We start from the raw sequence: 12,166 nt of genomic DNA on the forward strand, positions 1-12,166 counted from the left end.
TCCTGACTAAAGTGGACAAATAGTAAAAGTATAATGATACTTATTATCCAGCAATTTGTAGGCATCGTGCGTATCATACCCCCAACTATTATCACCTCCCACACCACGCTGTTTCAGATCAATATTCACCTCCGTAATATTTCGTTGAGGTATTTGATAATAATGTGTCAGCTGGTTGTTCAGCTCTTCGATAGTAAAGTGATGTGTGCTCATCTCCAATGGCTGCTTTCCTTTAATTAAAAAGCCCTCACCTGCCTGGTTCATTACTTTCATCCAGCGCACTTGTGTTTTGTTACCACTCTCCTGTGGCCACACGTAAGGCGTATGCTGCTCCGACACTTTACCCTGATAGATATCCACCATAACACCATTCTGCCTGTCGCTATAAGACTCATGCGGACCATTGCCATACCATTCTACTAAATCATATCCGGCAGGCATTACGAGATTCATCCCCAAACGAGGTAACTCTGGCACTTTACCTTTACTCTTTTCAAAGTAGACATCTACCTCCACTGCTCCATCGGGATAAATTATATAATCGACATTGAAAACAGATTGCCCCACGTTGATGATGGATTTAGTTGATACCTTAACCAGTCCATCCGCCTTTTCTACATTCAGTGCGTTAACAGTACGCTTCGATTGCACATCGTACCATACGCGGCATCTGTTATGCATACCATTACCACGATCGTTGTTGGTCGGCACCCGCCAAAAGTTGGGTTGCAATCCTCTGCGCAGCAAATCTCTACCTTTGAATTTCCAATCGCTTATGTTACCTGATTGCTTGTCAAAAACAAGGGTAAAATCCTGTCCGAATACATAGTGCTTCACCTCATCTTCAGATAATGTTAAAGTACCTTGCTCAGTACTTTGTTTTATAGCTGGTGTAAACCCGTTTAGTTCAAATTGCTCTGTAGCTATGGTATATCCTTTTTCCAGCAGACCAAGCTCATCAGAAGTGCGAACAAAGAAATTGATAAAATATTCTACGCCTTCATCTGTTTGATAATCATACTTGACACTAAAAGATCTCTTTTCCTGAGGTTTCACAGCTTTCTTAAAATCAACAATCCCGTTTTGAACTACTTTACCTTCAGCTTTTATTTCGAAGTATAGCTCAAGCGCATCGGTGTTTCTGAAAAAGTTTTCATTGTAGAGCTTAAATTTACCTTTTTGTAAATCCGTTGCAGTTATCCAGAAATCCTGATATACCTTTTTCACCTCAAACAAAGCCGGTTTTGGCGTTTGATCGGCAAAAATGAGTCCGTTTAAACAAAAGTCGCCATCCGATGGAACATCCTGCGGGCCAAAATCCCCTCCATAAGCCCAGTATTTAGTGCCATTGGGTAATTGTTGTGCCATTCCCTGATCCATCCAATCCCAAATAAAACCGCCCTGCAGTTGCGGTTCTTTACGAATCAATTGCCAGTAATCCATTAAGTTACCATTGCTATTACCCATGGCATGACTGTATTCGCATTGTATCATTAGACGATGATCATTCAAGGAGAGAAACTCCTCCATCTGCTCAATCTTATAATACATGGGGCACACAATGTCGGTATATGACTCCAGCCAGGCTTGCTCATACTGCACCAAACGGCTGTTATCACGTTCTTTAATCCAGCGGGCAGTCGCTTCAAAATTTTGACCTGAACCAGCCTCATTTCCCAGAGACCAAATAATTACAGACGGAAAATTCTTATCTCGTTCAACCATATTCATGGTACGATCCAAATGAGCGGCTTTCCAATCCGCATTATTTCCCAGGGTTTTATCCAAAGTGTAACCATCATTCCACAAAGAGCCCATGCCATGACTTTCGATATTAGCTTCATCAATTACATACAGGCCATACTGGTCGCATAAGCTGTACCAGTAAGGATCAACCGGATAATGACTACAACGTACCGCATTGATATTAAACTGTTTCATTAATGTAATATCACGCAGCATGGATGCCTCTGACACCACATGGCCATTGTACTCATGGTGTTCATGCCGATTGACGCCCTTTAACAAAACAGGCTGACCATTCACCAACAATTGCTTATGCTTAATTTCTACAGTGCGAAACCCCACCTTTGAGTCGCGGACATCAATTGCCTCACCCGCTTTGTTCTTAAGCACAAGGTATAAATCATACAGATTGGGTAACTCAGCACTCCATTTGTCCACCTCAGGCACGATTGCTTCAAAGCTAATATCGTTGACTGTTATCGGCTTAACTTCTTGATAAACTAACTTTCCTGCAGCATCCAGAAGTTGAACTTCAAGTACTGAAGCATTATCTATTCCTTCCAATGCTACATCAAGCTGAAACAAACCATTCTTATATTGGGCATCTAACCCTCCTTTAACAAAGAAATCCTGAATATGAGTATGAGGTAAAGCATACAAGTACACATCCCGTTCAATACCACTCAATCGCCACATATCCTGGTCTTCGAGGTAACTGCCATCACACCAGCGATACACCTCAACTGCCAGCTTGTTCTCACCTTTTTGGATATATTGGGTGATATCAAATTCGGCCGGTGTTTTGGAGTCTTGTGAATAGCCCACTTGTTGCCCATTGACCCAAACGTACATAGCCGAATTCACAGCCCCAAAATGCAGTATTACTTGGTTTCTATCCCAACTGTCTGGCACTGCAAAGGTGCGTGCATATGACCCAACCGGATTATATTCGGTTGGAATATTGGGCGGATCCATTTTAAAAGGATACTTCACATTGGTATAAATGGGCGTACCATAGCCTTCCATCTGCCAGTTGGCAGGCACAGGAATCGTTGGCCAATCATTAACCTGGTAGTCCACCTTATAAAAGTCCTTGGGGCGTTGGGCTGGATTAACCGCCCAATTGAAAAACCATTCTCCATTAAGGGAACTGTAAAAAGCAGATTGCGTCTTATCACCCACTATCGCCTTATCCATTGAACGATAGGGAAACGACCATGCATAAGCCTGACGTTTACCTTCGCGAAATACCATTGGTTGTTCCCATTTGTTTTGAGCAAAAGCTGTCACACCTGATAAAAGAATTATCAGAAAAATCCTATATTTTATATCTACCATAATCAGATAAAAGGGGGACAGACAACGCTGTCCCTTTTGTCGTTATTAATATCCGCTATTCTGTTTCAATGTTCCTTCCGACAAGTCAATCTCTGCCTGAGGAATAGGAAACAATACATGCACATCTTCATCAAACAATTGACCTTTGGCGTTACCGGCGTCATAATCTGAATTAGCACCCAAATTATAATCCACAAATTCCTCCATCACCTCTTTGAGACGCGGCGAGTTAGGGTATTTAATGCCCTTTTGGCGTTTCAGGTCGTAGTAACGATGTCCTTCCAATGCCAGCTCCATCCGTCTTTCGTGATAAATATCAAGTAAGAGCTGCTCACCCGTTGAACTGATACCACTCAACCCTACGCGTTGCCTTACTTTATTCACCGAAGCAATGGCTTCACCCTCATGGTCATTGTGCCAGGCAGCTTCGGCATGCAGCAATAGTAAATCAGCGTACCTAAACAAAATGTGGTTAAGTGGGGTACGCTTATGTTCCGATTGAGCCGGACGATCATTCCAGGCTATCCAGTATTTTCGGTTGATGCGTCCTGTTTCATTTTCCGACAATTGAGTATCATAGCTTGGATAATCCTCATCTACATAATCACCATGCTTAATAATGGTTGCATTACGGCGCGGATCGCCTGCCATAAAATTATCCAAGTGACTGGATGGTGTGGCAAAACCCCATCCGCCATCGGCACGGCTGCGTGTGAAGACTGGCAATACTGTACCTGCATCCAACACATTATCAAATACCGTCTGGATTTCAAAAATAGAACCATTGCCATTGGGATTATGAATACTCCAAACATTGGTAAATGGCTCATTCAGGTTATACTCACCTGTATCAATGATTTGTTTGGCCAATGGCTCCGCATCACTCCACTTCTCCTGATAAACATAGGCCTTCGCCAGGTATGCCAAAGCAGCCCCTTTAGTTGCGCGGCCTATAGCTGACGCAGTTTGTTCTGAGCGCTCCGGCAATACGTCTGCTGCATCCTTCAGGTCCTTTTCAATTTGTGCCCAGATTAAGGCTGCAGTCACACGTTCCTGTTTAGGGTCATTAACAGTTAATGGTTCCAGTAGAAGTGGCACATCGCCGAAGTTCTTCACTAATTCAAAATAGGCAAATGCCCTCAGAAATTTTGCTTCGGCTAATACCTGAGCTTTAAATGCATCACTAACAGGTGCGTCAGGAACGTTTTTGATAACCAGATTACAGCGGTACACTTGCTCGTAAGCATACTGCCATTTATATTGAATCCATTCATTTTGAGGAGTAATATTAAAACGTGCCAGTTCGCCAAAATCACGCTGATCACCTTCAAGGGAATTGCCTTTAAAAGCATCATCGGAACAGATGTCGCCCACAAGGTAGAAGAGATCATTTTCCCACCAGTCTTCGGGACTTAATGAAGCATAGCATCCTGAGAGGGCTTTCAGACACTCATCTTCATTGGCAAAATAGTTTTCCAGCACTTGCTTACCCTGTATGGGCTGATCCAGAAAATCGTTGCATGATACCCCAAACATCGCTACTATACTTAGGACTATAAAAATTCGAATATTTCGTCTCATCATTCTTATTATTCAAAAGGTTAAAATGAAATGTTGGCACCCACCATAAAGATGCGAGGCAATGGATACTGTCCCCAATCAATACCTCTCTCGAGAGCACTGCCACCAAGGTCCACATCCAGGCCATCAAAGCTGGTTAATGTGAACAGGTTTTCACCACCAATAAATAAACGTGCATTGCTGATTTGTACACGCTCCAGCCAATCTTTCGGCAGGTTATACCCCAATTGCAGAGATTTTAAGCGCAGATGTGAACCATCCTCGATGTAATAATCTGAATAAATAAAGTTGTTATTATCATCAATCGCAGCCAACCGAGGTTGCGAATTACTTGAACCTTCGCCATCCCAGGCCTTGTCTAACAACCCGGCAAATGAGTTGTAACGCTCACTTCCTGTTCCTGCATATGGTTTCACCGCATTCAACACATCATTGCCATACGAACCTGTAAATAACATACTCAGATCAAAGTTTTTATATCCGAAATTCATATTGATACCAAAAGTGAAGTCAGCTTCCGGATTACCAATTACAGCCCGGTCATCGGCATTTATTTTTCCATCGCCATTCACATCCCTGAAACGCATGTCACCTGGTTGAGCATGGGGTTGCAATACATTACCAAACTCATCGGTATAATTAATCACCTCGCTTTCATTCTGGAAAATACCGTCGGTCACCATCCCATAAAATTCACCGGCAACGCCATTCTCTACTGTGCGGGTTAAATTTTCGAGACGCTGATGATTTCCACTCCAAATGGCTTCTCCCTCAACTAGCTTGGTAATTTTACTACTGGCTTTGGATACATTTAAAGAATGAGTCATGCTAAAGCCGGACGCATATTCTTTTCGATAGGTAAGAATAACCTCAAATCCCTTTGTAGTTAAAGTTCCAATATTTGCATATGGTGTACTCCAGGCAGAGCCCAGATAATATGGAATAGAGGTTGCCAAAAGCATATCTTTTGAACGTCGTTCGAAGTAATCGACAGAAGCTGTCAGTCGCTGATTCCAGAATCCAAGATCGGCTCCAATGTTCATATCCTCTACTGTTTCCCATTGCAAATCGGCATTACCTACCGAAGCTGGTGCCTGCCCAAGGCTAATCTCACGCTCTGTACCAAATACATATACAGTTCTTCCTAAAGTGGTTAATAAGGCATCGTTATTAATGTTGTCATTTCCCACTTGCCCCCAGCCAGCTCTTAATTTGGCCTGACTCAACCAGGCAACATTGCTCATAAATCCTTCTTCTGACAGGTTCCATGCGCCCGATACGGATGGGAAATAGCCCCACCGGTTCTCTTTATTAAATCTGGATGAAGCATCTGCTCTGAAAGAAGCCGTTAGCAAGTATTTGTCACCAAATGAATAATTGGCACGTGCCAGAAACGATTGCCGGGTACTTTTATTATTACTGCCTGAAGCAAAACGTTTGGTATCCTCGGTTGAATCAATGTAGCGCAGGTCGGGATGATTATTAGGTGCATTATACCCCTCACCATATAAGTAACGGTTTTCATCGCTTTCCATGGTCATACCGGCCGTTAATTTTAAGCGATGTGCGTTCAGTTGCGTTTTATAGTGCACCAGGTTGTTCCAGGTATATTGAGTTCGGTTATTATGACTCCGTGTCACCCAATTTTCATTTGTATAGTCTGTAGACTCGATAAAATAAGTTGGACCAAAATCATTATTTTCCCATTCACTCAGGTAAAAAGCGAATTTGCTTTCAGCAGTTATACCGTGCCCAATATCAAAATTGGCGAATACATTACCAATGGTTCGTAAATAATCTGTTCCACTGAAAGAGCGAGCCAGCGTTCCCATTGGATTGGGCACATCCGTATACAATGTCGGATGATAGATACTATATTCGTTTTTACCTTCCTGCTCATAATCGGGCAGATAAACCGGTATATTTGGCTCAACACGTTGCACATCCCATACCAGGTTAGGACCGTTATCGGTCTTATCCTTACTCAGGCTTAAATTCTGCCCAACGGTTAACCACTTGGCTAGTTTATATTCGGTATTCAGCTTCATGGTGATGCGCTCATAGCCACCGCCTTTTACCAATCCATCCTGGTTAAAATACGAAAAGCCGGAGGCTATCTTCATATCTTCGGTTCCCTTATTTATACTAAGTGAATAGTTTTGAATCGGCGCCAGTTGGGTTACTTCATCCCACCAGTTGGTTCCCTTTCCAAAAGCCTCAGGATCGGCAAAAGGTGCATCTAAACCAGAATTAGTTGCTGCTTTATTGACAATTTTAGCATATTCAGCAGCATCAGCCATATCCGGTTTTTTAGCCGCATCCTGTATACTGTATGTCGCATCAATGGAGATATTCGTACGTCCATCTTTGGCTTTCTTGGTTTCAATAACAATGACCCCATTGGATGCCCTCGAACCAAAAATAGCACTGGCTGAAGCATCCTTCAACACCTGTACATTCTCAATATCTTTAGGATTTAGCCAACTAATATCATCCATGGGTACATCATCAACCACATACAAAGGATTGTTATTGTTGATAGTAGATATTCCCCTAATTAAAATAGAGGCTTCACTACCTGGCGAACCACCATTGGAAGAGACCTGAACACCTGCCAGTTGTCCTTGCAAAGCTTGGGATACATTAGCTACGTTACGCTTAGCCAGTTCATCTCCTTTGACGGTTGAAATAGCACTGGTCAGATCTTTCTTCTGAACTGAGCCATAACCAATAGCAATCACCTCACTTAATTCTGTCGCTTCTTCTTCAAGGTTGATGTTTATTTCTTTTCGGCCGGCCACTGCCTCTTCAACCGTTTTGAACCCAATAAAACTAAAAACCAGAATATCATCTGCTTTGGCCTGAATCGAAAAATCACCATCCATGTTAGTGATGGTGCCAACAGTGGTGCCCTTTATACTAATAGAGACACCCGGCAGAAGCTCATCTCCAGATTTAACACTACCGGTTATGGTTAATTCCTGCCCCAAAGCATAGGGCAAAGTCAACACATTAAGCAGTAGAACTAATAATAGCACCTGATAGTGCCTGGATATTTTTTTCATAGTCTGCTTGAATTTTTTTAATTATTAAATAGTCTTTTGAATCTTGTTTAGCTATTAGTCAATCAACAACTACAAACCTATTCAAACACTATGCAACACAAAATAGGCAAATTGTCCATTTAGAAAGCTCTTTTGTCCAATCATATCTAAATTTTAAAAGGATGAACAGAATACCCATACAAAAGACCAATCACCCCCTATCCCCCTGAATCTTTGATGAGCCTATAATACCTTCAGTTTTTATACATTTGAAATAAAAATACTTGTGAAACAGATATTCCTGCTCTCCATATTACTCATTACCCATGTCCTTTCTGCCAAAGAATCTACCGATAGTCTCTACTTTAGAAACCTGAGAATGAAAGATGGCTTACCCGGCAGCTCTATTTCCACGATCATTCAGGATTCGCTGGACTTCATATGGATTGGTACCAATGATGGCCTTTGCCGCTATGATGGTGAGAATTTCAAAGTATTTAAGTCCATACCCAATGACTCTGCTTCTTTATCTGACAATACCATTCAAAACCTGTTCCTGGATCATAAAGGCAACTTATATATTATGACCGCCCATGGGCTGGATTACTTTGACCTGAAGCTGCAGAAAATCACACGGATTTCGGCCCATGATGAAGGTGATTTGGCCGATGCCTCACCTACTGATGTTGTGGAGACGAATGCCGGTGATATCTATATCAGTTCCTACTATGCTGGTATCAGTTATAAAAAAAAGCACGATAAAGCTTTCAGCTACCTGTATGAAGATCCTGATATCGAAACGTCCCTTTCATCAGACCGTATCAGCTGCCTGGAATTGTATGAAGACTCACTATTGATTATTGGCTACTGGGACAATGGTATTGATATTTTTAACCTGTCTGATTGGAAAAATCAGAGCTTTTCAGCTTACACCAATGAACAAACCATTCCGAGAAATATTAATACCATGGTGCTGGATAATAACAGTGGTTTATGGATAGGCAGCAAGCAGGGGCTGTCATACCTGAACCTCGAAACCAGGCAGGTCAGTAACTATTTCTACAACAAAAAGAAGCCTAACTTTTTACCAGACAATGATGTGATTGCCCTTTACATTGATCACAATGAAAACATTTGGATGGGAACACGGGATGGCGGATTATCCATCGCAAAGTGTTCTGATATTATACAGCATGGGCCTGCGGCGAGCTTTTCAGGCTACACCTCCAGTTATAATAAAGGCAGCCTATCCTACAGAACGGTACTGAGCATCTATCAGGATAAGAATCAGGATGTGTGGGTCGGCACTCATGGAGGTGGGCTTAATTATGTTGAAAATCGTGAAAACAGGTTCTCACACCTGCAGCATCAGCCAGGCATTAGCAACTCACTTTCGTATGACAAGGTGTGGGGCATAACGGAAGCAAAAAATGGGGATATTTGGTTGGGAACCGACGGCGATGGAGTGAATGTGTGGTCAAGCCCCAAAGGCCTTACTCAACATTTCAAACACATTGAAAACAATCATTCCTCATTATCAGATGATGCGATTATTAGTGCCTGTACTGACCATCAGGGCACTATCTGGTTAGGAACATATGAAGGTGGCATCAACCGCTACATACCTGCAACAAATTCATTTAAAGCCTATAAAGCACCTCATGATATTCCGGTTAATGACATCAGGTGCCTCTATGAAGATAATGAGCGTACCCTATGGGTGGGCCTGAACCAGGGAGGTATATGCTACTACAACCGAAAAACCGATCGCTTTATTCAGCACCCTGCAATTACAAATGAGGATGTAAGAGCCCTTATCAAGGTAAATAATACCCTATGGATTGGAACATACGGTAATGGGCTTATTGGTCTAAACCTGATTAATCAAAAAATCAAGCGATTTGATGTTCCCACCGATGTAGCAGACCACAAAAGCCCTCCAATCATCTTCTCATTGTATTCAAACAATGCTGAGTGCATTTGGATGGGAACAGCCAACTCTGGCTTATGCCGCTTTGATATCCAATCGGAAACATTTCACAGCTACAAAACTTCAGATGGCCTAAGCAACAATAAAATTCACAAGATACTAAGCAACCAACCCAACACCCTATGGATGAGTACCAACAGTGGCATATCACAATTTGATATTACATCTGAGAAATTCATTAACTACGATTGGAATCAAGGTGTTCAATCCGAAGAATTTCATAATGGATCTGGCATCATAACAAATTCCGGCATATTCATTTTTGGTGGTATTAAGGGGGTCAACCTGTTTAATCCTAAAGACTTTAAACCTGTTCAAAAACCTTCTAATGTGCGATTCACAAGTCTGAAGGTGCTTAATCAGGATGTATCCGTTGAATCTCAGGACATAATCCAACAAAGCATTGAGTTTAACCCTGATATCCATCTAAATTATCGTCACACCATATTTACTATTGATTTTCAGCTGGTAAGATACCCCTCATCGGCAGATGTGGTCTATCAGTATATATTGGAAGGCTATGATAAAACTTGGAACATCTGTGGCTTAGAACAATCAGCCACCTATCGTAACCTGCCTCCCGGAGAGTACACCTTCAGGGTAAGAAGCACCGATAAAGCCGGCTATATAAGCGATGAAGCCACACTCCAAATATTCATGACACCACCCTATTGGAAAACAAAGATTGCCTTTGGTGTGTATTTGCTGTTACTAATCCTTATTGTTTTCGGCATATTCAGATACCGTGTTCAACAATATAAGATTAAAAACCGGCTAAAATATGAACAAAAACTCCGCCTAAAAGAAGGTAAATTACACGACGAGCGATTGGAATTCTTTACTAATATCTCACATGAACTGCGCACACCGCTAACCATTATCAACGTAGCTCTGGAGGAATTGGCAGTACTGAAAAACACCTACCCAAAAATCAGGAAATCGATTGATGTTGCCTTAACAAATTCCAACCGGCTGATTGAACTGGTTAATAAGATACTGGAATTCAGGCAAGTTGAAACCGGTGTTTCCAAACTAGCTGTGAGTGAGGTCCACCTGAATGGTTACCTAAGTGAGTTTCTACAAGGCTTCCGTGAGATGGCCAGGCACAATTCGGTAAACCTCAAGTTGCAACTACCTATTACTGACGTGACATTATGGGTAGATATTGATAAGTTTTCAATGATTCTTAATAACCTCTTATCCAATGCATTTAAACACACTCCTTCGGAAGGTAGTATCATACTAAGTGTGGACGAGGATGAGCAATACATTGAGCTTAAAGTAGAAGATTCAGGCAGAGGCATCCCACGTAACATTCAGAACAAAATATTTAAACGCTACTATAAACTGGATAATAAATCAACCAACACCGGCATTGGCCTGGCGTTAACCAAATCATTGATTAACCTCCACCACGCCACCATTACTGTAGAAAGCATGGTAGGCAAAGGTTCGGTGTTCTCAGTTAAGTTTCTGAAAGGAAACAAGCATTTTACAGCCAATCAATTCTCTGATAGCGCAACAGCAGAAAACAATGAGACCAAACCTCAGCTTAAAACATCGAAAATAGAAATAAAAGATAACGAACAGGTCATCCTGCTGGTAGATGACAACCTGGAAATATTGGAATTATTGAGTGATAAACTTAAAAGCGATTACAAAATACTAACCGCTACTGATGGGCAAGAAGGCATTGATTTTGCCAGAGAATACAGTCCCAACCTGATAATTTCGGATATTATGATGCCTGGGATATCGGGCACTGAACTTTGCAACACCCTTAAGGCCGATGAACAAACCAGTCATATCCCCATTATTTTGCTAACGGCTAAAGGCACTTCAAATGATGAAATTGAAGGACTTAATGCCGGTGCTGATGACTATATCTCCAAGCCCTTTAAAATTGCCGTACTTCAGGCACGTATTAAAACAATACTGGATAACCGCATTAAACTATTCAACTATTTTTCAACGAATAACGGGGGCAAGCAAAAACCACAGGATGAGCCTAGTGAGCCCGATAAGGAAATGGAATTTCTGAACCGGGTTGAACAGTACGTGCTGGATAAATACCTGACCAGCGAAGTATCCGTTTTCGAACTGGCCTCTGAATTGGGTTTTAGCCGCACCACTTTATATCGCAAAATAAAAAGCCTCACAGGATTGTCAATCAACGCATTTGTCAGAAGTGTTAAAATCAAAAAAAGCGCCGAATTAATTGCGCAGGGCATGAATGTATCAGAGGCTGCTTTCTACATTGGTTTTAACGATTTAAAGTATTTCAGGGAAAGCTTTAAGAAACAACTGGGAAAGAATCCTTCCGAGTTCAAATAAGGGGGTAATCTGTTCCATGTGTCATCTCAGATGGACTTACCATTAGTAAATGACATACAATTAAAACACATATAGCATTGATTATCTGTATAATACACACACATAAAGCAGTTGAACAGTTTATCCCTGACAA

Annotated in this window: 4 protein-coding genes; 1 reads left to right on the plus strand and 3 read right to left on the minus strand. The window is 41.7% G+C overall.

The window, feature by feature from the left end; all coding sequences use genetic code 11:
• Positions 1-6: 6 nt before the first annotated feature.
• From KDU71_RS15555 to KDU71_RS15565, 3 genes are all read right to left on the minus strand, one after another.
• Complete coding sequence (locus KDU71_RS15555) at positions 7-3,084, minus strand: glycoside hydrolase family 2 TIM barrel-domain containing protein (RefSeq protein WP_212192016.1); 3,078 nt, start codon at positions 3,082-3,084, stop codon at positions 7-9.
• Between the two features lie 45 nt (positions 3,085-3,129).
• A complete protein-coding gene (locus KDU71_RS15560; RefSeq protein WP_212192017.1) occupies positions 3,130-4,620 on the minus strand; it encodes a RagB/SusD family nutrient uptake outer membrane protein in 1,491 nt (496 codons plus the stop codon).
• A 65-nt stretch (positions 4,621-4,685) separates the two neighbouring features.
• Positions 4,686-7,730: a SusC/RagA family TonB-linked outer membrane protein gene (locus tag KDU71_RS15565; protein WP_212192018.1), complete on the minus strand. Its 3,045-nt coding sequence runs from the start codon at positions 7,728-7,730 to the stop codon at positions 4,686-4,688.
• Positions 7,731-7,995: 265 nt separating this feature from the next.
• On the opposite strand from KDU71_RS15565, the gene KDU71_RS15570 reads away from it, so the two are divergent.
• Positions 7,996-12,033, plus strand: coding sequence for a hybrid sensor histidine kinase/response regulator transcription factor (locus tag KDU71_RS15570; protein ID WP_212192019.1), 4,038 nt, complete (start codon positions 7,996-7,998; stop codon positions 12,031-12,033).
• Positions 12,034-12,166: the final 133 nt, after the last annotated feature.

The organism is Carboxylicivirga sediminis (assembly GCF_018156225.1).
Taxonomy (GTDB): Bacteria; Bacteroidota; Bacteroidia; order Bacteroidales; family Marinilabiliaceae; genus Carboxylicivirga; species Carboxylicivirga sediminis.